Source organism: Klebsiella michiganensis (assembly GCF_002925905.1).
Lineage (GTDB): Bacteria > Pseudomonadota > Gammaproteobacteria > Enterobacterales > Enterobacteriaceae > Klebsiella > Klebsiella michiganensis.
The window spans coordinates 495821-519259 of record NZ_PRDB01000002.1; the positions used below are offsets into that span (position 1 = coordinate 495821).

Below are 23439 nucleotides of genomic sequence, written 5' to 3' on the forward strand. Positions count from 1 at the left end.
TGGATAGAGAAAAGCGTGAAGAACCGCACTCTGGGTAGTATTTTAATCGTTGCTGGCACCACAATCGGCGCAGGGATGTTAGCGATGCCGCTGGCCTCGGCGGGCGTGGGTTTCGGCGTAACGTTTGGTTTGCTGATAACGCTGTGGGCGCTGATGTGTTATACCGCCTTATTGCTGCTGGAAGTGTATCAGCACGTGCCGGCTGATATGGGACTGGGGTCGCTGGCCGCGCGCTATCTCGGCCGCTACGGGCAGTGGGCTACCGGGTTTTGCATGCTGTTTCTGCTGTACGCTCTCACCGCCGCCTATATTAGCGGCGCCGGCGAGCTGCTGGCCTCCAGCCTCAACCAGTGGCTGGACTGGCGACTGCCTCCTGCGGCAGGCGTCCTGATTTTTACCGGGATCGGCGGGACGGTAGTGTGTATCGGAACCTCGCTGGTCGATCTTTTTAACCGCTTTCTGTTCAGCGCAAAAATTATCTTTCTCGCCATTATGCTGGCTCTGCTGCTGCCGCATATTCACCAGGTAAATTTACTGACGCTGCCGCTACAGCAGGGACTGGCTCTGTCAGCGATTCCGGTGATTTTTACTTCGTTTGGTTTTCACGGCAGCATACCCAGTATTGTGAGCTATCTGGGCGGGGATATTCGCAAGCTGCGTCGGGTATTTGTCATCGGGAGCTTTATTCCCCTGGTCGCCTATATTTTCTGGCAGCTGGCGACGCTCGGCAGCATTGACTCTCCCGTCTTTACCGCGCTGCTGGCAAAAAATGCCGGGCTTAACGGGCTGCTGGAAGCTATCCGCGAAGTGGTCGCCTCACCGCACGTTGAGCTGGCGGTGCATCTGTTTGCCGATCTGGCGCTGGCGACGTCATTTCTCGGCGTGGCGCTTGGGTTATTCGACTATCTGGCCGATCTGTTTCAACGCCAGAACAGCGCCGGTGGACGGATACAGAGCGGCCTGATTACCTTTTTGCCCCCGCTGGCGTTCGCGCTATTTTATCCGCGTGGCTTCGTGATGGCGTTAGGCTATGCGGGCGTCGCGCTGGCCGTGCTGGCGCTCATGCTGCCTGCGCTGCTGGTCATGAAGAGCCGCAAACAGCATCCTGATGCAGCATGGCGGGTCGCGGGAGGCTCAGCGGCGCTGTGGCTCGTCCTGCTCTGCGGGATCGGCATCGTCGCGATCCAGTTTGCGATTGTCGCAGGCTTGCTGCCCGCGGTAGGGTAAAAAGAAGGGGCCATATTGGCCCCTTCTTTTATTTGGCTAAACAGCACTGCTTATATTTCTTACCGCTGCCGCACGGGCAAGGATCGTTGCGCCCCACCTTCGCCTCATTCCGGATGGGCTGCTGAACTTCCGCCGGCTGCGCGTGCTCAGTCCAGTAGTTATAAAGCGCCAGGGCGGCAGGACGAATTCGCTCAACGCTGGCGACAAACTCTTCCGCGGATAATTCATCAAGCGCCTCAAATCGCTCCTCGGTACCGTGCAGGGCAATCACGTCCAGCTCCGCCTGCAGCTCAGCCGGCAACGCGGACCAGTCGCTCAGCCCCACCCCGCGCATATAGCCGAAGCACCACTCTTCAACAATCGTGAGTTCCTGCCCTTCCTCTTCGCGGCTGCCGAACATCGGTTCGAACTGTTCGGGATAATCGCTCAAGCGCTCGGCGATATCGCTCATTTGCTGCAGCGTCAGGTTCACAAAACGATCCCGCTCGCGATCGTTGGCCCAGCGCGGCACGTTATCCGCTCCGCCCCAGATAGCAAGCAGCCACTGCGCGGGTTCAATCTCCGTCGGCCCGGAGAGAATGGCCGTCAGCAGCCCATCAAGCTCGGCAACGTCCATGATGGTGCCTTCTACCGCGTATTTCGACAGGATATCGTCCAGCCATTCAACTTCGCTTTCGTTCAGGGGTCCAGTTTTCATAAACAGGCTCATCGTCGTAAAAAATGGCGCTTACAGTAGCGGAAATAGCGAGAGAAAACCACCCGGCTACTCAAGGTTCAGGCTGCGCAGCGTCTCAGCAATCTCACGAAAGGCATCCGGCGAAAGCGGTAGCAGGGGACGCGGCAAACAATCCTCACCGCACAGACCGAGGATCGTCGCCGCTGCGGCAGTGACCCGCAGGCTTCCACCATACTTCCTGTAGAGCGTCCACAGCGGCTCCAGCCTGGCGCTTATTGCCTCCGCCCGCTGAGCCTCCCCCCGCGTCGCGGCCGCCGTCAGCTCTTTGGCGACGTGCGGGAACAGGCCGCCGCACACCGAATACCAGACTTCGCAGCCGGCGTTCAGGCCATCGGCCGCGCAGGCGTCTCCGCTAATCCCGATCGTCACCTCAGCCGGTAGCTGCCGCCGCAGGCTCTGAACGCGCCGTGCGACGTCATTTTTAGCGGGGCCCGGTATTTTAATTGAGGCGATACCCGGCAGCGCAGCGATCGCGCCTTTAAGCGTATCCGAGGTCGTCACATGCGTGGTCACGGGGTTATCGTAAACGCAGACGGGCACGGAGACTTCGCGGGTGACGGTCTGGTAAAAAGCCAAAATCTCCTCTTCCGTCAGGGGCTGATAGGCGATTGCCGGCAGGAGCAGCGCATTGGCGCCAGCCCGCTGCGCATCCTCTGCCAGACGAAGGACCCGATCGGTCCCCAACGCGCCGATCCCTGCCATAAGCGGCACCGCTCCGGCATGCGATTTGGCCTGTCGGATAACCTGCATTCTCTGCTCGCGGCTGAGCCAGGCATAGCTTCCCGTGGAACCGAGCACGCCGAGAGCATCGACGGCAGAGTCGGCGAGGCGAGTGACAATCCGGGCAAAAGCGGTTTCATCAACGCCATGCTGATGTAACGGAGTCAGAGGAAAAGCGCAGAGGCCAGTAAACATTTCATCCTCACTTATTGAGATAATGATAGATTGCCGACACAGAGTAACAACAGAAGCGGGTTTTGTCCTATGACAAAAATGAATGAGGTGGGGCTGAGGTTCAAAAGCGAGGTTATGGCAATACAAAAACAAAAAAACCACCCGTAGGTGGTTTCACGACACTGCTTATTGCTTTGATTATTCTGCTTTATCCCAATGGTACCCGGAGCGGGACTTGAACCCGCACAGCGCGAACGCCGAGGGATTTTAAATCCCTTGTGTCTACCGATTCCACCATCCGGGCTCGGGATAGAAATTGGAGGCGCGTTCCGGAGTCGAACCGGACTAGACGGATTTGCAATCCGCTACATAACCGCTTTGCTAACGCGCCTTAATGCTTGAACACCCGCTGATGCCGATGTTGTAAACTGGAGCGGGAAACGAGACTCGAACTCGCGACCCCGACCTTGGCAAGGTCGTGCTCTACCAACTGAGCTATTCCCGCATCATCAAGCTAATTTGCTAATTACTTGATTTTGTTATCGTCTGTCAGACAGTGCTGCCGTTCGATGCGTTGCATTCTACTTACCTGGCGCAATGAGTCAACGATATTTTTTAAAACCTTGTGTTGTTTGCTGAAAATTGCGCCGAAACGATCACTGATCAAGCAAATCGCCGCGCGCCGCGTTCAAATACTGCAGCATGGACCACAGCGTCAGCACCGCCGCCACGAGGAACAGACCAATCCCCGCCCATTCAACCCAGATATTTGGGCGCCACAGCATCCACACCAGCGCGGCCATTTGCGCCGTGGTTTTGACTTTGCCTATCCATGACACCGCCACGCTGCTGCGCTTGCCCAGTTCGGCCATCCACTCGCGCAGCGCGGAGATAATAATTTCACGCGCGATCATGGTGGCGGCCGGTAACGTCACCCACCAGGTATGGTAATGCTCGGCAACCAGTACCATCGCAATAGCCACCATGACTTTATCCGCGACCGGATCGAGGAAAGCGCCGAAACGCGTGCTCTGATTCCAGCGACGCGCCAGATAACCATCAAACCAGTCGGTCACCGCTGCGACGAAGAAAATTAGCGCACAGGCAAAAGGGGCCCAGGTAAACGGCAGATAAAACGCCAGTACAAAGAACGGGATAAGAATGACGCGAAACAGAGTAAGCAACGTAGGGATATTAAATTGCATAGTAACGGGTAACTATCTGTTGTAAGTAAAAATTAGCCCTATGTTGCTACAGAGCCCCTAATGTTTCAACGAGTAGAAGATCTTTTCTGCCAGACCGTGAGATATACCCGGTACTTGCGCAATTTCTTCGACGCTGGCTTTCTGCAACCCCTGCAGACCGCCCATATATTTCAGCAGCATCTGTCGGCGTTTGGGTCCGACCCCCTCAATGGTTTCCAGCGTGCTGGTGCTTTTTACTTTTGCCCGTTTCTTACGGTGGCCGGTAATGGCGTGATCGTGCGACTCGTCGCGAATATGCTGAATCACATGCAGCGCGGGGGAGTCCGGCGGCAGACTAAAGCCCTCGCCTTCCGGTTCAAAGAATAGCGTCTCCAGGCCCGCTTTACGATCGCTGCCTTTTGCCACGCCCAATAACAGAGGGTGACTTTTATCCCACGGCACGTCCAGCTCGGCAAAAACCGTCTTCGCCTGCCCAAGCTGGCCTTTACCGCCGTCGATCAGGATAACATCGGGAATTTTACTCTCTTCTATTGCCTTACCGTAGCGACGACGCAGGACCTGATTCATCGCCGCGTAATCATCTCCCGGCGTGATGCCGGTAATATTGTAACGGCGATACTCTGCGCGCAGCGGTCCGTTGCTATCAAAAACCACGCACGACGCCACCGTCTGTTCGCCCATCGTATGGCTGATGTCAAAGCATTCCATCCGATTGACGACCGGAAGCTTGAGTAATGTCGCCAGCGCCCGCAAACGTTGCGTAATCGTTGAATGCTGGGAAAGCTTGGTGGTCAGCGCCGTCGCGGCGTTCGTGCGCGCCAGCTTCAGGTAACGGGCGCGATCGCCGCGGGGTTTGGTCTGTACGTTAACCCGGCGCCCGGCCAGCTCTGAGAGCGAATCCGCCAGCAGGGTTTTGTCGCCCAGGTTAAAATCCAGCAGGATCTCGCCCGGCAGCGTCCGCATCTGGCTGCCCTGCAAATAGAACTGTCCGACAAAGGTTTCCACCACTTCACCGAGTTCGGTGCCATTCGGCACTTTGGGGAAATAGCTGCGGCTACCAAGGACTTTACCCTGGCGGATAAACAGCACGTGGACGCACGCCATGCCGGCATCAAACGAGACGCCGATAACATCCAGATCGTCACCGGTATTGGAGACGAACTGTTTCTCCGTTACCCGACGTACGGCCTGAATCTGGTCGCGGATCCGCGCTGCCTCTTCAAATTCCAGCGCCTGGCTGGCCTTTTCCATGCGGGCAATCAGCTGAGTCAGTACCTGATCGTCTTTGCCCGCCAGGAACAGGCGCACGTAGTCGACCTGCTGGGCATACTCTTCCTCGCTCACCAGTCCGGCAACGCACGGCCCCAGACAGCGGCCAATTTGATACTGCAGGCAAGGCCGCGAACGGTTGCGATAGACGCTGTTCTCACACTGGCGGATAGGGAAGATTTTTTGCAGCAGCGCTAACGTCTCGCGAACCGCGTAGCCGTTGGGGAACGGGCCAAAATATTCGCCTTTCGCATGCTTCGCCCCACGATGCGTCGCCAGGCGAGGATGCGTATCGCCGCTAAGGAAAATAAAGGGATAGGATTTATCATCGCGCAGCAGCACGTTGTAACGCGGCTGGTATAGCTTGATGTAATTATGCTCAAGCAGCAGCGCTTCCGTTTCGGTGTGGGTCACGGTAACGTCAATCTGGGCGATAAGCGCCACCAGCGCTTCGGTTTTACGCGAAGCCAGGTTGCTGCGAAAATAGCTGCTCAGCCGCTTTTTCAGGTCTTTCGCTTTGCCTACATAGATAACAGTACCGCCAGCGTCATACATACGATAGACGCCCGGCTGGCTGGTTACTGTTTTCAGGAAAGCTTTTGCATCAAAAACATCACTCACTGACTTGCTAACGACTCCGCATTGCACAGGCCATGGCGAATTGCCAGGTGCGTCAGCTCCACATCGCCGTGTATGTTCAGTTTACTGAACATACGATAGCGGTAGCTGTTCACGGTCTTGGGACTCAGATTCAACTGCTCTGAGATCTCGTTGACCTTCTGACCTTTAGTAATCATTAGCATAATCTGCAATTCTCGCTCAGACAAACTGGCAAACGGCGACTCCGCCTTCTCCGGTTCAATCTGGCTTAGCGCCATCTGCTGGGCGATATCAGAGGCGATATAACGCTGACCCGATGCCACGCAGCGAATCGCATTCACAACCTCCTGCGGCGCGGCGCCTTTACTGAGGTAGCCAGCAGCCCCGGCCTGCATGACTTTCGCCGGCAGCGGATTTTCCGTATGCACGGTCAGCATTATCACTTTGGCATCAGCAACGGAACGGGCAATTTTTCGCGTAGCCTCAAGGCCGCCGATACCCGGCATGTTCATATCCATCAGGACTACATCAACGGGATTCGCGCGGCACCATTTCACGGCATCCTCACCGCAGCAGGCCTCGCCGGCAACTTTAATCCCTTTTATATCTTCCAGAATGCGTCGTATCCCTGCGCGCACCAGTTCGTGGTCATCAACAAGAAGGACGTTGATCAAAGGAATATTCTCCAGAATTAGGGATAACGCTACTGATAGCTTATCTCCCACATATTACCGGGTTTTAACCTAATTTTGAAAGCCAAAAAATGTGCTGGGAAAGATTTCTTGCGCAATTATGGAAATTTGTCTGCACACCCGCTGGAAAGCCATACATAACATAGAGTTGTACAACAGTTACTTTTTAACATTCATCATACAGATTACGTAAAAACACAACACATTGCGTAGGCGATAAATATGTACCTGAATATGTAACAATTATTAACACGAACACGGGGCGTACGAAAAAATTAACACGCTTAGATCTCATGAATACGTATTATTCAGTCAATTAAATCATTCACCACTCGGATGAAAGAACAGAAATCAAGCACTCCTTTTTTTTCCTTTGCTTGTGGTATACTGCGCCGCCTTCACTTTTAGTCATGCGCAATTGCGCAGAAAGCAATCGAGGATATAGATGAGCACTCCAGATTTTTCCACTGCGGAAAATAACCAAGAACTGGCACAGGAAGTTTCGTGTCTGAAAGCAATGATAACGCTGATGCTGCAGGCCATGGGTCAGGCTGATGCAGGCCGCGTGATTATTAAAATGGAAAAACAAATCGCGCAGATGGAAGATGAGGCTCAGGCTGCCGTATTCTCCAGCACCGTTAAGCAAATTAAGCAGGCATATCGTCAGTAATCAATTACCGGCTGAAGGTATTACTAACAGCCGGTCTTACGTCTGGCACGCAGAACAACACATGAGATCAAATTAGGCCCGTCGCTACGGCATAGCAGGCAATTTGGGTTTTGTTTGGCGCGTTGAATTTTCGCTGCATATTTTTCTGATGGAAATTGACGGTATTTTCTGAGATAGACAGAATCATTGCCACCTCAGCCGAGGTTTTCCCTTCCGCCGTCCATTTCAAAATCTCCAGTTCACGTCGACTAAATTTCATTTCCGGCGGCATAACCATCTCGTCCTCCAGGCGCAAAAGCGTCAGCAGGCTCAATTCGGTTAGCGTTCTTAAGCGCATCTCCAGTTCATCTTCCGCAAAGGGTCCCTGGCTATGGCTGGTTCCTGAAACGGATAAGAATCCCTGAGCATGGTTCGGCAGCGTCAGGCACTGCGTGACGCCCTTGCGTAATCCATGGTCGCGCGCGCCGTCCCATAATTCCGGTGTATCATGGAATAGCTTGTCGTTCCATGGCAGATGCCCACGAAGGAAATTCTCCTTGCGCAGCACCGGGTCGATCGCGAGATAATTCTCGGCTTGATAATGCGCCATCCAGGCCTGAGGATAGGTCGATTGCAGCGTCACCCTGGGCCGAGTAAAAGGCACGGGATGCCGTACGCAGAGTGCGAAGTAGTCATATTCCAGCCCTTTTGCTTCCTGCTGCAGAAGATGATAAACCCCCTCGCCTGCAGAAACGGACTGAAATTGTTGCAGCATTTCCCGCCGCCAGCTGAAAAAATCATTGTCCCTCATAACTAACCAAATAACTCCTGAGTGATAATCATTATTATAAATACATAAAACTAACACATAAATCCTGCTTATATGTATAAAAAATGGCAGCCACCGCATTTATTAGACTACGTCCGGCGAAAGTACCGGATACGTTAAAAAAATTATGCCAATTGATGTGGCACAAAACCTTGACAGATGTATCGTCGTTGCTTATGACCACCATCCGGACATGCTTTTTTTGCTGATAAACCGGTTATTCAGCGCTGCCCGGCCGCATCCGTCAGCACAAGCCTGAGCGAATGCGGCCGGCGCGGGGCGATTACTGCATCAGGAATTTTTCGAGGAACTGGCGGGTACGCGCGTGCTGAGGATTGGCAAACAGCGCTTTTGCTTCACCCTGTTCAACGATACGCCCCTGATCCATAAAAATAGCGCGGTCCGCCACGTCGCGGGCAAAGCTCATCTCATGGGTCACGATCACCATCGTGCGCCTCTCCTGCGCCAGCTGGCGAATGGTATTGAGTACCTCCCCTACCAGTTCAGGATCTAATGCCGACGTTGGCTCATCAAACAGAATGACATCCGGACGCATCGCCAGCGCGCGAGCAATCGCCACGCGCTGCTGCTGCCCGCCGGACAAACGACGCGGGTAGCTATTTTCTTTACCGGTAAGCCCAACTTTCGTCAGCAGTTCACGCGCCCGGGCGATGGATTCATTTTTATCCTCCCCTTTAACGATGACCGGCCCTTCGATAATGTTTTCCATCACCGTACGGTGGGGGAAAAGATTAAAATTCTGAAACACAAAGCCCACGTGCTGACGCAGGCGGCGAATGGCCGTTTTTTGCTGGTTGATGCTGCGCCCGGCATCGATCGTCACGTCGCCTACGCGAATCGTGCCGCTTTCCGGCTGCTCCAGGAGATTAATACTGCGCAGCAGCGTCGTTTTCCCCGAACCGCTGGGACCGATAATCGCCACCACTTCCCCTTGTTGAACCTCAAGGTCGATACCATGAAGCACCGTCTGGCCATGGAATTTTTTCACCAGGTTTTTGACTTCAATCGCACTCATTTTGGATCTCGCTCCTGGCGGTTCAGCTGATTTTCAAAATAGTTTTGCAGCGTGGAAAGCACCGTTGCCATTACCCAGTAGATAAGCGAAGCGGCCAGGTACATGGTGAATACCTCCAGCGTCCGGGAGGTGATCAGCTGAGCCTGACGGAACAGTTCTGGCACCTGGATAGTTGCCGCCAGCGAGGTATCTTTCACCAGGCTGATAAAACTGTTGGAAAGCGGCGGTAACGCCACGCGCGCGGCCTGAGGAAGAATCGCGCGGCGCATAGCCTGCCAGCGCGTCATACCGATACTCGCCGCGGCCTCCCACTGCCCTTTATCAATGGAGGCAATCGCTGCGCGCAGCGTTTCCGCCGCGTAGGCCGCCGTGTTTAAAGACAGGCCGATCATCGCCGCGGGAATAGGATCCAGCTCAATGCCGAACTGCGGCAAGCCGTAATAGATCATAAACAGCTGCGCAATCAGCGGCGTTCCGCGAAAGATGGAGATGTACATCCGCGCCAGCCATTTAATCGGCCAGACGGGCGACATGCGCATCAGCGCCAGAATAAACCCCAGCACGAGGCCAAAAAACATGCCGCCGATGCTGAGCTGTAGCGTAAATACCGCGCCCTTCAGCAGAAAAGGCGCGGAATCAATAACCAGTTGGATACTCTCTTGCATTCTATGTGTTCTGCATTAGATATGAGGATGATAGGCGAACAGCGCAGGCGCGCCGCCGGTGTGAACAAACAGTATTGGGCCTTCATCCTTAAAGCGCTTCTGGCTGATACCATCAATCAATCCGGCCATCGCCTTCCCGGTATACACCGGATCCAGCAGGATACCTTCCAGCTGCGCCAGCAGCTTCACCGCCGCCATCCCTTCGTCGTTCGGTATTCCGTAACCCGGCGCAAAGTACTCATCCCACAGCTGAATACCGGCCTTTGCCTCCAGTTCCAGGCTATTTGCCACCGCCTGCTGCAGCGCAGCCACTTTTGGCAGCTGGTCAGCCACGCTGCGCGATACGGTCACGCCGATAAGCTCGGCATTGGGCATCAGTTGCTCCAGTCCCACGGCGAGGCCGGCATGCGTACCGGCGCTGCCGGAGGCGACGACCACGGAGGAGAGCTCGACCGCCCCTTCGCACTGCTGGGCAATTTCCAGCGCGCTCTCCACATAGCCCAGCGCGCCCAGCGCGTTCGAACCGCCAACCGGAATCACGTACGGACGATAGCCCTGAGCTTCAATGCGGATCGCCAGCGCTTCCAGCTGAGCATTAGGATCGGTCAGCGCGTCGCACATTTCGACCTGAGTATTAAACAGGTCAAGCAGCAGTCGGTTACCGTTGGTCAGGTAGTTCTCAGCCCGGGTTCCCATTGGATTCTCCAGCAGCGCCACGCAGTGCAGGCCCAGCTTAGCCGCCACCGCCGCCGTCTGGCGCACATGGTTGGACTGGATAGCTCCTGCGGTAATCAGGGTATCCGCCCCTTCTCGCAGCGCATCGGCAGCCAGAAATTCAAGCTTACGTAGCTTGTTGCCCCCCATCGCAAGCGGGGTCACATCATCGCGCTTGATAAAAATTTCGCGGCCAAGGTAATCGGACAAGCGCGGCAGATATTCCAGCGGCGTCGGCGCGCCAATCAGTTCCAGACGCGGGAATAGGGTTAAATTTTGCAGTGACATAAGACCTCCTGACTGAATTATCCTTGATTATGCACGCTGTGACGCACGAAATAAAAAAAGGCGCTATCAGGAGCGCCTTTTTTCACCGCTGGCCGTTACTTCGTGACGTCAGCGCCAAACCATTTTTCCGACAGCGCCTTCAGGCTGCCGTCTTTTTGCATATCCGCAATGGCGCCATCAACCGCTTTCAGCAGGTCTTCATTACCTTTGCGCAGCGCGACGCCGGACTCCTGGCGAGAGAAGGCTTCACCGGTGACGGCAAGGGTGTTACCGGTTTTCTTCACCAGATCCAGCGCTGCCAGACGGTCAACCAGGATGGCGTCAATTCGCCCTACGCGCAGATCCTGGTATTTCGTCGGGTCATCATCATAAGTCCGAATGTCGACGCCCTGTACGTTCTGGCGCAGCCACTCTTCGTAGTTGGTCCCCAGGCCGACGCCAACTTTCTTACCTTTCAGGTCGGCTGCAGTTTTAATCACGCCTTCGTTACCTTTTTTCACCAGCGCCTGGATCCCGGAAACGGTGTACGGCGTCGAGAAGTCATATTTTTGCTTACGCTGATCGGAAATAGTGACCTGGTTTATCACCACATCGATACGTTTAGAGTCCAGCGAAGCCAGCATGCCGTCCCATTTCGTGGGTTTAAGGTCAGCCTTCACGCCCAGATGTTTCGCCAGTTCATTAGCAAAATCCACCTCGAAGCCGGTCAGCTTACCGTCATCTCCCTGATAGCTGAATGGCGGATATGTCCCTTCCAGACCCACGCGTAGCGTGCCGCGTTCTTTAACCTGATTAAGCAGATTTTCAGCAGCAAAGGTTTTTACGCTGACGCCGGTCATTAATACGACGGCCATTGCGCCCATCAGCGCCTGACGACCCAGAAGTGCTAATTTCATAGATACCCCTAAAACAGTGATATTTTGCTGTAGTGTAAGGCGTTTAACCTTAGTCACCAACATCGATACGCTACATCTTATTCCAAATTATTATATATGATGCCTTTTAGGGCATAGTGAAAACGTATCGAAAACATCTCCATTTTGCTGGATATCTCTCATACTGCAATGGTCAGCTTGATGACGTATGGAGCATGGAAGATGAAAAACCCCACGTTACTGCAGTGCTTTCACTGGTACTACCCCACCGGCGGCGAGTTATGGCGTGAAGTCGAAGCCCTGGCGCCAAACCTCAACGAAATCGGCATTAACATGATTTGGTTGCCTCCTGCCTACAAAGGCGCCTCCGGCGGCTACTCTGTCGGTTATGATTGCTACGATCTGTTTGACCTCGGCGAATTCGACCAGAAGGGGTCTGTCGCCACAAAATATGGCGATAAAGCCCAGCTTCTGGCCGCCATATCCGCCCTGCGCCAGCACGATATCGCCGTACTCCTTGACGTCGTGGTCAACCATAAAATGGGCGCGGATGAAAAAGAGCCGGTACGTATTCAGCGGGTTGATCAAAACGACCGCACGCAAATCGCCGAGGAGATTGTGGAATGTGAAGCCTGGACGCGCTACACCTTCCCGGTACGCGCCGGCAAATACTCTGAATTCATCTGGGATTATAAGTGCTTCAGCGGCATCGACCATATTGAGAATCCTGATGAAGATGGCGTGTTTAAAATCGTCAACGACTATACCGGAGAGGGATGGAACGATCAGGTTGATGATGAAATGGGTAACTTCGACTACCTGATGGGTGAAAATATCGATTTTCGCAATCGGGCGGTAACCGAGGAGATTAAGTACTGGGCCCGCTGGGTGATGGAACAGACCGGCTGCGATGGCTTCCGCCTCGATGCGGTTAAACATATCCCCGCCTGGTTTTATAAAGAGTGGATTGACCACGTCCAGGAGGTGGCGACAAAGCCGCTGTTTATCGTGGCGGAATACTGGTCGCATGAAGTCGATAAGCTCCAGCAGTATATCGACATGGTTGACGGTAAGACGATGCTCTTTGACGCGCCGCTGCAGATGAAATTCCATGAAGCCTCGCGGCAGGGACGCGACTATGACATGAGCCAGATTTTTAGCGGCACCCTGGTGGAAGCCGACCCGTTCCACGCCGTAACCCTGGTGACCAACCATGATACCCAGCCGCTGCAGGCGCTGGAGGCGCCGGTTGAGGCCTGGTTCAAACCGCTGGCTTATGCGCTCATTTTGTTACGTGAAAACGGCGTTCCGTCCGTCTTTTATGCCGACCTGCTCGGCGCCAGCTACGAAGATACCGGCGGCGACGGCGAGACCTACGCCGTTGAGATGCCGGTTATTGAGCAATTACACGAACTGATCGATGCCCGTCAGCGTTTTGCTCACGGCGTACAAACTTTGTGGTTCGATCATCCGAACTGTATCGCTTTCAGCCGCAGCGGTACCGAAGAGGATCCGGGCTGCGTGGTGGTGCTTTCCAACGGTGACGACGGAGAAAAAACGCTTCCTCTGGGGGAAAACTACCGTAATAAACGCTGGCGTGATTTTCTCGGCAACCGCGAGGAAGTGATTGAAACCGACGATGAAGGAAACGGGGTTTTTACCTGTAACGGCGGCAGCGTCAGCGTCTGGGTTATCGAAGAGGCGCTATAAAATACAGAGAAACGCCGCGGGCTGAGAAGGGTTTCAGCCCGCAAAAAGCTTATTGCCCGCTTTTATCAGCCGAGGCCTTTTTCCATGCCTGTTCACACTCAGGGGTGAGACGATCCACCCGCTTGAGCGTCATCCGGTCGTAGCTCAGGGTATCGCCTTCGCGCTCAATCGGATAAACATCCAACGCGGAGGTGACGTTATAAACCGCATCATCACGCTTCATTAATTTACCCGGCAGGACGATAACCCGCTGCCACTGGCGACAGTCAAGGGTATTGCCCTCTTTGGTGACGATCAGGCTCGCAATCGCATCCGGGCTCATCATTTCACTCTGCGGGCCGGCCGATTGCCAGTATCCTTCCAGCCCAGCCGGCGCTGGCGCTTTAACAACCTCGCTGTAGCTATCAACCTGAACACAGCCGGCCAGGGCCAGCAGAGCGCCAGCAAACACTATCTTTTTCATCATCCATCCCACACACCGATAAAAAAACATTGTGGCATTAAAGCGTTAAGCTCGCCACCCTTCGCGATTCGGCAACAGCGAAGCAGGGCGAACGTCGGGCACACCCAATATGGTAAAAAATAGCCTTCGAATGTTAAGTTATTCTAACCCATCGAATAAAACCCATAAATCAGCAGGTGTTATTTTAACCATTCAATATAAGGATAATCCTATTTTAAAAAGCCGCTAAAATGGCAAACTTATATATGACGGGTATTTATTGTTTTTATTTCCTCCACATAGCGATTTGTAGCCTTTACTTTGAGAATATTCCTGGCAAATTATGGGGCTTATTACGGAATAGTTCAGGCTGCCTAATGGTTCCACGGCAGCAGTCGTTTTTTATTGCTAACAAAATGGACTTCATCGCGCTTGTCAGCGAGGAATAAATTATCGTTACGTGTTGATTGAGGATGGGTCATGTCAACGATTATCATGGATTTGTGCAGCTTCACCCGGCTGGGATTAACCGGGTACCTGACGGGCAGAGGGGTAAGGAAGCGCGATATCACTGAAGTACACAGTGCGCCGAGCCTGAAGGCTCTCTGCGAGACTAGCCGCCCGACGGTGGTATTTATCAACGAAGACTGCTTTATTCATCATGAAGAGAGCAACCAGCTTATCCGGCAAATCATTAGCCAGTATCCTGCGACGCTATTTGTTATCTTTATGTCGCTGGCGAATATACATTTCGATCACTACCTGCTGGTGCGCAAAAACTTACTTATCTGCTCTAAATCCCTGACCGAAAAAGACCTGGACGACATCCTTGCCATCCGCCTGAAATATGAGAACTATCGTCCCACCCGGATTAATATCCCCACGCTGTCCTTAAGCCAGACCGAATCAAATATGCTGCAGATGTGGATGGCCGGGCACGGAACCTCGCACATATCAGCGCAGATGAACATTAAGGCCAAAACCGTCTCATCGCATAAGGGCAATATTAAAAAGAAAATTCATACCCACAACAAACAGGTGATTTATCATATCGTACGACTGGCTGAAAACATCACCTCCGGAATTCACGTCAACCTGCGTTGAAAGACGCTGGCGGCCGCCGCCGCCAGTTCACTTGAGGCAAATCACTCGTCCCGCTCAACGAAAATACCGTCGGGATGACCGTTCTCATTAAAAAACCAGATCCCGAGCGGGTAATCTTCCAGCGAAACCAGATACATTACGCCTTCGCTAAACGACTCTATCGCCAGTACAACACCCGATCGACGTGGGCCACCATCGGTCTTCACCGTGACACGATCGTTTACCTGCATAACTCATCTCCTCTATTTTTGAGCCAGTGTAGAACAAAACTGCCGATCGCGCAGTGTCCTGCCCGGTAACTGCTGTTTTTGTAGACCGACTATACTTAAATAGCCCTGTCTGAGTTAAGCGAGGTACCCGCAATGAAAACCGCCAAAGAAAATCAAGGCGCAGGAAGCGTAGACGTTGACGCCCTGCTGGCGGCGATTAATGAAATCAGCGAAAGTGAAGTTCAGCGTACGCAAGACGATCCCCACCACGTCAGTATTGATGGCCGGGGTTACCACACCTGGCGCGAGCTGGCTGAGGCCTTTGAGCTCGATATCCATGATTTCAGCATCACGGAAGCCAACCGCTGAATTCTGAGCGAAAAAAATCCCGACTCGCAGGAGTCGGGATGAAGCTTGCTAATGCAAGAAGCACTTGAAAATTCGTTACACCAGGATATCCGATGCGCTACAAACATTACCCTCAATTATTTTGCATGACAACAAACATTCATGAAGCAAATTATTGAAAAATGTGGCTTACCTTCCCCCTCACGCTGGCAACGCTCGCCAGGCAAGGACTGCAGACATTTGTTCTTCCACGAACGTCCGATCGCCGCCAAACGTTTTTTAAGAATAATCTCACCAAAATAACCGTAGTGGATGATTTCAATTCAATTTATTTACATGAGGAATTAATTTTACCCTTCGGCGCAGACCCGATCGCGTCCGTTTTGCTTGGCCAGATACAGGCGATGATCGGCAACAGACTGCAAATTTTCAAAGTTATACTCACCCGAATCCTCGCTACAGCTCACCCCAAACGAAGCGGTAATACGCAAAGACGTGCTGTTACCCAGCAAAATTTCGCGGCTATTGATCCGGATACGGATCCGTTCAGCAATCGCCTTCGCTTCTTTTAACGCGGTATTCGGCAGCACAATACAAAACTCCTCCCCGCCAACTCTCCCCGCAAGATCGCCTTGCCGAATATGGCTGGCGATAGTACTCGCCACCAGCGACAGCACGCGATCGCCCGCGTGATGGCCGTACAGGTCGTTAACGCTTTTGAAATAATCCAGATCGAGCTGAATCACCGCAACGGGCCGCTTTAAACGCTCGCTCAGGCGAGTTTCTGCAGTGGCGCGTTCAAACAGCGCGCCGCGGTTTAATAGGCGGGTTAACGCATCGTGCCAGGCCTGCCACTCCAGGGAAGTCTGCAGCACGCTCATATTGCGCACCATTCGGCGGATCACCAGCCAGGAGATCATCAACATCAGCGTGAACATGAGCCACATCAGCATTAAAGCAATAGTGATGCTGCCAAAGTCACCGCGGACGCCTTCCCGGATCGTATGGATACGGATCAGTACCCCATCAAAATTGCGTAAGTTTTCCCAGCTGATATAACGCGTGACCAGGCGAATCCCTCCCTGATTCTCATGAGAAGACGCGCGGCTCAGCATCTCCTGTTCCCGCGGCGACAGCAGCGTTAGTACGTTGCCCGGCGCGGAAGAGGCAATCAAATTGAGCTGATTATCGTAAAGCTGGTACTCGCCCTCTTCGCCCGTTTTAATCGCATTGACCAGAAACGTTTTCATCTCTTGTACCGAGAAATCCATTGCCAGTACGCCGAGCCAATAGCGCTGGAAATCAAGCGGAATAGACGCCGTCACCACCTGCATTTCGCGCTGCGACGCCTCATCGGGAAAGGTTTGCCACACGATGCCGCGAGCAGGATTATTCCTCTGCGTTTGCCGGGTAAACCAGGGGGCGCTTGTCGCCCGCGAATACAGCGCCAGCGCCTGTGTCGCATTCTTCAGCGGCTCGGTGGTGGTAAAAAAGCCATTGCGCGACACGTACAGCATGCGTTTCGCAAAACCACGGTTGTTATTAGCCAGACGCAGCATATAGCCCAGCTCAAGAGTGGCCATGAGCTCATTGCCGGAAAAGGAATTATCGCGAGAGAGAAGCGCGTCGCCGTCGACAAATGCATCGGCAACGCCATAGACCGGCAGCGTCCGCCGGTTATGAATCTCAACGGACCAGAGGGGATCATGCCGCTTCTTTAAATAATCCTCTTCCGCCTTGCGCAATACGACAAAATCCAGCGGCGTTCCCAGCGCCGATTGCATCCCGTTACGAAAAAAAATCATTCTGTCGATGTTAAACTGCAGCAGGCTGTCGAACTCATGGGAAACGTTTTCAAGATTATTGCGCTGGTTTGCGACGTAGGCTTCTTCAAGGACCTTGATCTCACGCCATATCAACAACGTGGAAAAGCAGAAGACGATAAAAAAACAGAGGTTAACCACATATCCGGGGCTTAAAATCTGGCGCAATTTTTTCACCCACATCAGCTTATCCATCGTTTTCTCGCAGCACGGTTAAAGAAGCAAACGTCATCCACGCTCCCTGTTCGTAAAACAACCATTAATATGAAAGCGCCCGACGAATGCCGGGCGCTGATAACGGGTCAGGAGCGGTTCAGCTTCCCTCCCCCTCCGCGAATAAGTTCATCTTCACGAAACGCCTCGCGCTTAACGCCGTAACCGTCATACCAGCGACATTCAACCATGCCGTTGGCGAACCCGGTAACGACCATTCGGGGGCCACCGCTTTTACGCCTGACTTCATCACTGACCAACAAGACCATTTTTGCCTCCGGTATCAGGAAGAAACAGATTTAACATAGACGAAGCTGAACCACTTTGCATGACCAGGAGCACATTTACTTTGCCGGACGACGCAGAGCGGCAATCGCTTTCACTCCAGCCAGCACGATGGCGCCAATGATGAATCCCAGCACCAGGTTGGCGCCCGTTGGCAGCAGCGAGGCAATGACCCCGTTCTGTCCATGGGCCAGATTTTCAATAGCGTGGTGCAGCGGCGCAATACCGTGGACCACAATACCGCCGCCCACCAGGAACATCGCCAGAGTGCCAACGATGGACAACACTTTCATCAGACGGGGCGCGATTGCCAACAACGCCTTGCCTGTCCACTGCGCCAGCGAGCTGGTTTTCTCCACCAGCCAGTAGCCCATATCATCCAGCTTGACGATGATCCCCACCAGACCGTAGACCCCCACCGTCACCAGAAGCGCGATGCCGGATAAAATCAGGATCTGATTCAATAACGGCGCTTCCGCCACAATCCCAAGCGTGATGGCGACAATTTCAGCCGACAAAATAAAATCGGTGCGTATCGCCCCTTTCACTTTATCCCGTTCAAAAGCCATAGGGTCCTGGTTCGCCAGGGCCTCAAGCCGCCGCTGGCGAACCTGCGGATCCTCCTTGTGTTTGCGCGCCTGCAGGCTGTGCAGCACCTTCTCGACGCCTTCAAAGCACAGAAACGCGCCCCCCAGCATCAGCAGCGGCGTAATCGCCCACGGAATAAAAGCGCTGATCAACAACGCCAGCGGCACCAGGATGACTTTATTGATCAATGAGCCTTTGGCTACGCCCCAGACTACCGGCAGTTCGCGGTTGGCCCGCACGCCGGTGACCTGTTGAGCATTAAGCGAGAGATCGTCTCCCAATACGCCTGCCGTTTTTTTTGCTGCCAGTTTCCCCATGACCGAAATATCATCGAGTAACGTGGCAATATCATCCAATAAGGTTAATAGACTACTTCCCGCCAAAATTGCATTCCTTCATTTATGATTGTTCCTCCTGAAGTATGAAGCAAAAGCGCTTTTTCGCCCACCGGTGTCCATAGTCAACAAAAATTTAACCATAGCAGGCGAATTAAAGCACTCGCCAGCACGATAGTTTTCACGTTTACTATACGTCCCCTTTCTATCTCTGCACCGTCGTGAGGAAGTATGTCTACCCGTCAGCTGTTACCGCTCATCGGGGCGCTGTTTGCGCTGTATATCATCTGGGGTTCCACCTATTTCGCTATCGCCGTCGGCGTCGCCAGCTGGCCTCCGCTGATGATGGCTGGCGTGCGTTTTCTTTCCGCGGGCGCGGTGCTGACCGCCTGGCTGCTGGCAACCGGTCATAAGCTGCCTGCGCGAAAGCCGCTGCTTAACGCGGCGCTGATTGGTGTGCTGCTGCTGGCGGTAGGTAATGGCTTTGTGACGCTCGCCGAACATCAGCACGTGCCTTCAGGCATTGCGGCGGTCATGGTTGCGACGGTGCCGCTGTTCACCCTGTGTTTTAGCCGCTTTTTTGGTATTGCGACCCGTAAGCTTGAGTGGTTGGGTATCGCTATTGGCCTCGCGGGGATCGTACTGCTCAACAGCGGCGGCAACCTGAACGGTAACCCCTGGGGCGCGCTGCTGATACTTATCGGTTCAATGAGCTGGGCGTTTGGTTCCGTCTACGGCTCGCGAATCGAGCTACCAACGGGGATGATGGCGGGCGCCATTGAGATGCTGGCGGCAGGCGTCGTGCTGATGATTGCCTCCGCGCTAACCGGAGAAAAATTAACCCAGATGCCGTCGTGGTCCGGTATTTTTGCCGTCGCCTATCTGGCTATCTTCGGTTCGCTTATCGCCATTAATGCATATATGTATTTGATTCGTAACGTAACACCGGCGGTAGCGACCAGCTATGCCTACGTAAACCCGGTGGTCGCCGTACTGCTGGGAACCGGTTTTGCCGGAGAAAGCTTATCTGCCGTAGAGTGGCTGGCGCTCGGGATTATCATCTTCGCGGTCATTCTGGTGACGCTCGGCAAATACCTGCTCCCGGCGCGTCGTGAAATTACATCCTGTAAGGCGGAGAAGTAGCGTCCAGCACACCTATGCCCTGAGTATCGATCTGCGCGCACTGACCGCCGCCGCAGATCCACTCTTCCAGCCGTTCTCCCAGCGCGTCGTCATTGAGCTTCTTTCGCCCGCGCAGCGCGCACTCCCAGACCACCAGCACCCGCCATCCCTGCTCCGCCAGTCGCCCGATATCCCGGCGATCGCGCGCCACGTTTTTGGCTATTTTATCCAGCCAGAATGCAGTTCTTGTGGCGGGAACCTTGAACAGATAGCAATCATGATGATGCCAGAAGCAGCCGTGGGTAAAGATAACGCACTGATAGTCCGCCACGACAAAATCCGGGCGGCCGGGCAGCGCGGCATCCTGTACGGTAAAAGAGAATCCGGCGCCCGCCAGTAGCCCAGCCAGCCGTTTCTCTATTGCCGTATCGCGGGTGCCTATCGCGCGCATGTTTTTACTGCGGGTGGCTTTATCGTGAACGTCGGCCATGGTTAATCTCTTGCTCACGCCTGGCAACCGCTTGTTCAATACGCGGCGCCAGCAGCTTCGCCACCGCCGCAAATACCGGCACGACGACGGAATTGCCAAACTGGCGATAGGCCTGGGTATCCGAGACCGGAATACGGAAGCGATATCCCTGCGGCGTCTCAAAACCCATAAGCCTCGCGCACTCGCGGGGCGTCAGCCTGCGCGGACGACGAAGCTGGTTTTCAGGGTCATCAAAATGCTTTTCGCCCAGAGGCCGATCCCAGCCCCGGTCAATGAGGATTTCCGCGCCATCTTTGTAATAGCGCGCAGAGAGCGTTCGCGCCACGCTGTGCGGATTCGTTGGGTCGACGAGCCCGTAGCCAAAACCGTTCCCCCGCTCCTGGTGCTTACGCGCGTAGCGATAGAGATACTTCCACAGCACCCTGGTGAGAATAAATTTGTCGTCAACCGCGGGCTCCAGCAGCTCGCCAAAGGTCGGCCGGCGAGTGGGATAGAGAGCGGCGATATCGCGCAGGGTAAATCCCTCATGCAGCTGGAGATCGCGCCGGAAACCCACCAGCACAATACGCTCCCTGTGCTGGGGTAAAAAATAGCGCCCGTCGATGACTTTAGGGTCATCCGCCCCGGTATGCGCCGCGTCGGCAACCTCGTACCCCAGCTCATCCAGCGTCTGCATAATGATACGAAACGTCCGCCCCCGATCGTGACTCTTCAGGTTTTTGACGTTCTCCAGAACAAAAATCGGCGGCTGACGGGCGGCGATAATCCTGACCACGTCAAAAAACAGCGTCCCCTGCGTTTCGCAGGCAAAGCCGTGAGCGCGACCAAGGGCATTCTTCTTCGACACGCCGGCGAGAGAAAACGGCTGGCAGGGGAAGCCGGCCAGTAAAACGTCATGCTGCGGGATAGTCTGGCGTATATGCTGCGCGGCTTCTTCCTCGCTCACCTCAGGGAGATGACTCAAAGTCACATCGCGGATATCTTCATTGAAACGATGCTGCTCAGGATCGCAGTACCAGTTGGCTTTATAGGTGCGCACCGCATGTTTATTCCATTCGCTGGTAAACACGCATTGCCCGCCAATCGCTTCAAAACCGTGGCGAATACCGCCGATACCAGCAAACAGATCGACGAAGCGGAACCCATAATGCGGATGATGCGCCGGCGGCTCCGGCAGGAGCGTGCGCAGGTGGGCCTGCTCCTGGCGGGTGATACGACCTGCCGCGCGCGCTACCGTCGCAACGCGCTTGAGGATAGCCGGGCTCCAGTGCTGCTCGCCGACGGCAATTAACTGCGCGACCAGCGTTTTGACATCGTATATCGCCATTAGCTGACGCAATAGCGCCTGCGCGTCTTCTCCGGTATGTTCAACCTTCAAAGACGGGGGATTTTCCTTGGATAAATTTTGCGCCATAACCTCAACCAGCCCGACTATTTTTGCAGAGGTTACCATAAATAGCGCGGTCAGTTTTATGCTAGTGGATCAAAGCGCTGCAAAACCTCAGCATCAAGCGCCATCGGCTCTCCGCGAAGCTCTGCGCTCAGCTTGGCCATAAACTGCACCAGAAAACGCGCATTGTGCACCGCCATTGCCCTGCCCTTTTCTGTCTGCATCGTTTTCGGTAAACGCAGCAGCTTGCACTGGAAGTGATCCAGCGCATACGTTTTGTCATCCAGTTCCCGCCGGTCAGCAAAGGGATCGCGGGCATCAAACAAGCTATTGTTCAGCGCGCCGGACACCGCAAATACGCGCGCCAGCCCTATCGCCCCCAGCGCCTCAAGGCGATCGGCATCCTGGACGATTTTCGCTTCTTCACTTTGCGGTGCAATTGCCGCGCTAAAACTGTGGGCTTCAATCGCGTGTAAAACCGCCGCGTAGCGTTCCGGGGGAAATCAGGAAAAGCGGACTGAAGGATAGCCAGCGTTTTTTCCGCCGCCATCGCGGAAGAACGGCTTCGCTCAGGATGGTTTTTCGCCAGACTGACAATGTCATGAAAGTAGCAGGCAGTGAGGATCACCAGACGGTCGGCAGCGGTCTCTTCGGCCAACTGCTGCGCGGTAGCCCATACCCGGCGGAAGTGTGAAATATCGTGAGCAGCATCCTCTTGCCCGTGATGTTGGCTTAGCCAGGCTTCAAATCGTTGCTGCCAGTGATAAAGGTCCATGCGAGTTCCTTTGATATAAGGCCAGCAACGAGCATAGCAATTTTAATCGTGATGTTCATACATCTGCGGATTAGGACGCGTGTACCAGGCGATCGCCCCGAGAAGGGTCCCGACAATACCCAACACAAGAAAACCCAGCAGCGCACCAATCCATTTTCCTGCCGTTGAGCCGAGCTCGCCGTCAATCGTCGCTCCGGGCACGCTTTCAATCTTCCCCACAACCCACCAGTAACGCGCCATCGCCCACAGGAAATAGCCGCAAAAGGCGTAAAATGCCCACAGCGCCAGTTTCCCGCCAGGACTTCTTTTCGCTTTATCTTCCATTCATTTGTTCTCCATCTACTTCACAACCCCTATCACCCACCGGTAAAAAATGTGATATTGGTCACATTATATAGCGAAAACGCCTGCAAAACAGCAGATCCCTCTCTCACGGGTTCGATTTTGCGCACTGGTCGGGAGCACGACCCTATCGCCTGCTACATATAGTCAATGAATTCATTTCGTTTTTAAATAATACAAATTAATGAATATAACTGAATTTCTGAGACCATATCCCCCCCACCTTCCCTGCCTCAAATATCATATTTGCTTGCTCGCCCTTCGCTTTATCTTTACAGAAAAGCGGCGGCAATAAGAGATTGAGAAATAAACATATAACATATAAATACAACCCCGCAATTCATAGAGCACATGAAGCTTATGGACAACAAAAATCATACAAAACCAATCATAAACCAATGTTATTAAAAGACATAAACACAATAAATAAATTTTCAAACACCAATAAAATTTAAATATAATGAATAGAACAGAAACATTTTGTAATATTAGATATAATTTAGTTACATTTTTAATTTAAAGAAAAATGAACTTCGTCGTTAGTATTTAATAGTCACCCCGGAAGGAATGACACAATTCATATT

At 53.7% G+C, this 23439-nt stretch carries 26 protein-coding genes and 3 tRNA genes; 6 read left to right on the plus strand and 23 right to left on the minus strand.

The window, feature by feature from the left end:
• Positions 1-15: 15 nt before the first annotated feature.
• Positions 16-1227 carry a tyrosine transporter TyrP gene (tyrP, locus tag CDA56_RS09450; protein WP_025106109.1) on the plus strand — a complete coding sequence of 404 codons (1212 nt, stop codon included), beginning with the start codon at positions 16-18 and terminating at the stop codon, positions 1225-1227.
• Positions 1228-1255: 28 nt separating this feature from the next.
• Here the strand turns inward: tyrP and CDA56_RS09455 are convergent, their stop codons facing one another.
• From CDA56_RS09455 to uvrY, 8 genes are all read right to left on the minus strand, one after another.
• Complete coding sequence (locus CDA56_RS09455; RefSeq protein ID WP_014838846.1) at positions 1256-1936, minus strand: YecA/YgfB family protein; 681 nt, start codon at positions 1934-1936, stop codon at positions 1256-1258.
• Between the two features lie 54 nt (positions 1937-1990).
• Entirely contained in the window at positions 1991-2878 is an 888-nt protein-coding gene (locus CDA56_RS09460) for a dihydrodipicolinate synthase family protein (RefSeq protein WP_102803053.1), read from the minus strand.
• Between the two features lie 196 nt (positions 2879-3074).
• Positions 3075-3161, minus strand: a tRNA-Leu gene (locus tag CDA56_RS09465).
• 13 nt (positions 3162-3174) lie between these two features.
• Positions 3175-3248 (minus strand) — tRNA-Cys (locus CDA56_RS09470).
• Positions 3249-3286: 38 nt separating this feature from the next.
• Positions 3287-3362 (minus strand) — tRNA-Gly (locus CDA56_RS09475).
• 151 nt (positions 3363-3513) lie between these two features.
• The gene (gene pgsA / locus CDA56_RS09480; protein WP_004122100.1) at positions 3514-4062 is read right to left on the minus strand and encodes a CDP-diacylglycerol--glycerol-3-phosphate 3-phosphatidyltransferase; all 549 of its coding nucleotides are present in this window, start codon (positions 4060-4062) and stop codon (positions 3514-3516) included.
• Positions 4063-4119: 57 nt separating this feature from the next.
• Entirely contained in the window at positions 4120-5952 is a 1833-nt protein-coding gene (gene uvrC / locus CDA56_RS09485; RefSeq protein ID WP_025106107.1) for an excinuclease ABC subunit UvrC, read from the minus strand.
• Positions 5949-6605, minus strand: coding sequence for a UvrY/SirA/GacA family response regulator transcription factor (uvrY, locus tag CDA56_RS09490; protein ID WP_004122102.1), 657 nt, complete (start codon positions 6603-6605; stop codon positions 5949-5951). The genes uvrC and uvrY overlap by 4 nt, the downstream gene beginning before the upstream one ends.
• A gap of 463 nt (positions 6606-7068) precedes the next feature.
• Between uvrY and CDA56_RS09495 the strand changes: the two genes are divergently transcribed.
• A complete protein-coding gene (locus CDA56_RS09495; protein ID WP_004122104.1) occupies positions 7069-7293 on the plus strand; it encodes a DUF2594 family protein in 225 nt (74 codons plus the stop codon).
• Between the two features lie 67 nt (positions 7294-7360).
• On the opposite strand, the gene sdiA is transcribed toward CDA56_RS09495, so the two are convergent.
• The 5 genes from sdiA to tcyJ all read right to left on the minus strand — a co-directional run bounded on the left by sdiA (position 7361) and on the right by tcyJ (position 11700).
• On the minus strand, positions 7361-8083 hold the full coding sequence (gene sdiA, locus CDA56_RS09500; protein WP_014229875.1) for a quorum-sensing transcriptional regulator SdiA: 723 nt from the start codon (positions 8081-8083) through the stop codon (positions 7361-7363).
• 301 nt (positions 8084-8384) lie between these two features.
• Positions 8385-9137, minus strand: coding sequence for an L-cystine ABC transporter ATP-binding protein TcyN (gene tcyN, locus CDA56_RS09505; protein WP_004852203.1), 753 nt, complete (start codon positions 9135-9137; stop codon positions 8385-8387).
• Positions 9134-9802: a cystine ABC transporter permease gene (gene tcyL, locus CDA56_RS09510; protein ID WP_004103458.1), complete on the minus strand. Its 669-nt coding sequence runs from the start codon at positions 9800-9802 to the stop codon at positions 9134-9136. Before tcyL ends, tcyN begins: the two co-directional genes overlap by 4 nt.
• 15 nt (positions 9803-9817) lie before the next feature.
• On the minus strand, positions 9818-10804 hold the full coding sequence (dcyD, locus tag CDA56_RS09515; protein WP_102803055.1) for a D-cysteine desulfhydrase: 987 nt from the start codon (positions 10802-10804) through the stop codon (positions 9818-9820).
• 95 nt (positions 10805-10899) lie between these two features.
• Positions 10900-11700 (minus strand): cystine ABC transporter substrate-binding protein, encoded by an 801-nt coding sequence (tcyJ, locus tag CDA56_RS09520; RefSeq protein ID WP_014229877.1) that lies wholly within the window; start codon positions 11698-11700, stop codon positions 10900-10902.
• A gap of 201 nt (positions 11701-11901) precedes the next feature.
• Between tcyJ and amyA the strand changes: the two genes are divergently transcribed.
• Positions 11902-13389 (plus strand): alpha-amylase, encoded by a 1488-nt coding sequence (gene amyA / locus CDA56_RS09525; protein ID WP_102803056.1) that lies wholly within the window; start codon positions 11902-11904, stop codon positions 13387-13389.
• 49 nt (positions 13390-13438) lie between these two features.
• Here the strand turns inward: amyA and yedD are convergent, their stop codons facing one another.
• A complete protein-coding gene (yedD, locus tag CDA56_RS09530; RefSeq protein ID WP_161505342.1) occupies positions 13439-13855 on the minus strand; it encodes a lipoprotein YedD in 417 nt (138 codons plus the stop codon).
• A 456-nt stretch (positions 13856-14311) separates the two neighbouring features.
• Here yedD and rcsA point away from each other — a divergent pair, with 456 nt between their 5' ends.
• Entirely contained in the window at positions 14312-14935 is a 624-nt protein-coding gene (rcsA, locus tag CDA56_RS09540; RefSeq protein WP_025106103.1) for a transcriptional regulator RcsA, read from the plus strand.
• 41 nt (positions 14936-14976) lie between these two features.
• Here the strand turns inward: rcsA and dsrB are convergent, their stop codons facing one another.
• Positions 14977-15165 (minus strand): protein DsrB, encoded by a 189-nt coding sequence (dsrB, locus tag CDA56_RS09545; RefSeq protein ID WP_004136599.1) that lies wholly within the window; start codon positions 15163-15165, stop codon positions 14977-14979.
• Positions 15166-15297: 132 nt separating this feature from the next.
• Between dsrB and yodD the strand changes: the two genes are divergently transcribed.
• Positions 15298-15513: a YodD family peroxide/acid resistance protein gene (yodD, locus tag CDA56_RS09550; protein ID WP_014229881.1), complete on the plus strand. Its 216-nt coding sequence runs from the start codon at positions 15298-15300 to the stop codon at positions 15511-15513.
• A 329-nt stretch (positions 15514-15842) separates the two neighbouring features.
• Here yodD and dgcQ read toward each other — a convergent pair whose 3' ends face one another.
• The 3 genes from dgcQ to CDA56_RS09565 all read right to left on the minus strand — a co-directional run bounded on the left by dgcQ (position 15843) and on the right by CDA56_RS09565 (position 18784).
• Positions 15843-17510: a cellulose biosynthesis regulator diguanylate cyclase DgcQ gene (gene dgcQ / locus CDA56_RS09555; protein ID WP_014838854.1), complete on the minus strand. Its 1668-nt coding sequence runs from the start codon at positions 17508-17510 to the stop codon at positions 15843-15845.
• Positions 17511-17617: 107 nt separating this feature from the next.
• Positions 17618-17797: a YodC family protein gene (locus CDA56_RS09560; RefSeq protein ID WP_025106102.1), complete on the minus strand. Its 180-nt coding sequence runs from the start codon at positions 17795-17797 to the stop codon at positions 17618-17620.
• A 75-nt stretch (positions 17798-17872) separates the two neighbouring features.
• Positions 17873-18784, minus strand: coding sequence for a DUF808 domain-containing protein (locus CDA56_RS09565; RefSeq protein ID WP_004852222.1), 912 nt, complete (start codon positions 18782-18784; stop codon positions 17873-17875).
• Positions 18785-18967: 183 nt separating this feature from the next.
• Here CDA56_RS09565 and yedA point away from each other — a divergent pair, with 183 nt between their 5' ends.
• Positions 18968-19879, plus strand: a complete 912-nt coding sequence (gene yedA, locus CDA56_RS09570; RefSeq protein WP_025106101.1) for a drug/metabolite exporter YedA — start codon at positions 18968-18970, stop codon at positions 19877-19879.
• On the opposite strand, the gene CDA56_RS09575 is transcribed toward yedA, so the two are convergent.
• The 5 genes from CDA56_RS09575 to drpB are packed head-to-tail and all read right to left on the minus strand — an operon-like array spanning position 19854 to position 22837.
• Positions 19854-20348, minus strand: coding sequence for a very short patch repair endonuclease (locus CDA56_RS09575; protein ID WP_025106100.1), 495 nt, complete (start codon positions 20346-20348; stop codon positions 19854-19856). The genes yedA and CDA56_RS09575 overlap by 26 nt on opposite strands.
• Positions 20329-21762, minus strand: coding sequence for a DNA cytosine methyltransferase (locus CDA56_RS09580; RefSeq protein WP_025106099.1), 1434 nt, complete (start codon positions 21760-21762; stop codon positions 20329-20331). The genes CDA56_RS09575 and CDA56_RS09580 overlap by 20 nt, the downstream gene beginning before the upstream one ends.
• Positions 21763-21818: 56 nt before the next feature.
• On the minus strand, positions 21819-22205 hold the full coding sequence (locus CDA56_RS31665) for an HD domain-containing protein (protein WP_422875597.1): 387 nt from the start codon (positions 22203-22205) through the stop codon (positions 21819-21821).
• Positions 22109-22513, minus strand: a complete 405-nt coding sequence (locus CDA56_RS31670; RefSeq protein WP_422875596.1) for an HD domain-containing protein — start codon at positions 22511-22513, stop codon at positions 22109-22111. The genes CDA56_RS31665 and CDA56_RS31670 overlap by 97 nt, the downstream gene beginning before the upstream one ends.
• Positions 22514-22555: 42 nt before the next feature.
• Complete coding sequence (gene drpB, locus CDA56_RS09590) at positions 22556-22837, minus strand: cell division protein DrpB (protein WP_004852229.1); 282 nt, start codon at positions 22835-22837, stop codon at positions 22556-22558.
• Between the last annotated feature and the right edge of the window lie 602 nt (positions 22838-23439).

Bases quoted from the DNA above. Each gene is read 5' to 3' on its own strand.
- CDA56_RS09455 (WP_014838846.1), bottom strand. From the start codon at position 1,936: ATGAGCCTGTTTATGAAAACTGGACCCCTGAACGAAAGCGAAGTTGAA.
- CDA56_RS09460 (WP_102803053.1), bottom strand. From the start codon at position 2,878: ATGTTTACTGGCCTCTGCGCTTTTCCTCTGACTCCGTTACATCAGCAT.
- pgsA (WP_004122100.1), bottom strand. From the start codon at position 4,062: ATGCAATTTAATATCCCTACGTTGCTTACTCTGTTTCGCGTCATTCTT.
- CDA56_RS09495 (WP_004122104.1), top strand. From the start codon at position 7,069: ATGAGCACTCCAGATTTTTCCACTGCGGAAAATAACCAAGAACTGGCA.
- sdiA (WP_014229875.1), bottom strand. From the start codon at position 8,083: ATGAGGGACAATGATTTTTTCAGCTGGCGGCGGGAAATGCTGCAACAA.
- tcyN (WP_004852203.1), bottom strand. From the start codon at position 9,137: ATGAGTGCGATTGAAGTCAAAAACCTGGTGAAAAAATTCCATGGCCAG.
- tcyL (WP_004103458.1), bottom strand. From the start codon at position 9,802: ATGCAAGAGAGTATCCAACTGGTTATTGATTCCGCGCCTTTTCTGCTG.
- dcyD (WP_102803055.1), bottom strand. From the start codon at position 10,804: ATGTCACTGCAAAATTTAACCCTATTCCCGCGTCTGGAACTGATTGGC.
- tcyJ (WP_014229877.1), bottom strand. From the start codon at position 11,700: ATGAAATTAGCACTTCTGGGTCGTCAGGCGCTGATGGGCGCAATGGCC.
- amyA (WP_102803056.1), top strand. From the start codon at position 11,902: ATGAAAAACCCCACGTTACTGCAGTGCTTTCACTGGTACTACCCCACC.
- yedD (WP_161505342.1), bottom strand. From the start codon at position 13,855: ATGATGAAAAAGATAGTGTTTGCTGGCGCTCTGCTGGCCCTGGCCGGC.
- rcsA (WP_025106103.1), top strand. From the start codon at position 14,312: ATGTCAACGATTATCATGGATTTGTGCAGCTTCACCCGGCTGGGATTA.
- dsrB (WP_004136599.1), bottom strand. From the start codon at position 15,165: ATGCAGGTAAACGATCGTGTCACGGTGAAGACCGATGGTGGCCCACGT.
- yodD (WP_014229881.1), top strand. From the start codon at position 15,298: ATGAAAACCGCCAAAGAAAATCAAGGCGCAGGAAGCGTAGACGTTGAC.
- dgcQ (WP_014838854.1), bottom strand. From the start codon at position 17,510: ATGGATAAGCTGATGTGGGTGAAAAAATTGCGCCAGATTTTAAGCCCC.
- CDA56_RS09560 (WP_025106102.1), bottom strand. From the start codon at position 17,797: ATGGTCTTGTTGGTCAGTGATGAAGTCAGGCGTAAAAGCGGTGGCCCC.
- yedA (WP_025106101.1), top strand. From the start codon at position 18,968: ATGTCTACCCGTCAGCTGTTACCGCTCATCGGGGCGCTGTTTGCGCTG.
- CDA56_RS09575 (WP_025106100.1), bottom strand. From the start codon at position 20,348: ATGGCCGACGTTCACGATAAAGCCACCCGCAGTAAAAACATGCGCGCG.
- CDA56_RS09580 (WP_025106099.1), bottom strand. From the start codon at position 21,762: ATGGCGCAAAATTTATCCAAGGAAAATCCCCCGTCTTTGAAGGTTGAA.
- CDA56_RS31670 (WP_422875596.1), bottom strand. From the start codon at position 22,513: ATGGACCTTTATCACTGGCAGCAACGATTTGAAGCCTGGCTAAGCCAA.
- drpB (WP_004852229.1), bottom strand. From the start codon at position 22,837: ATGGAAGATAAAGCGAAAAGAAGTCCTGGCGGGAAACTGGCGCTGTGG.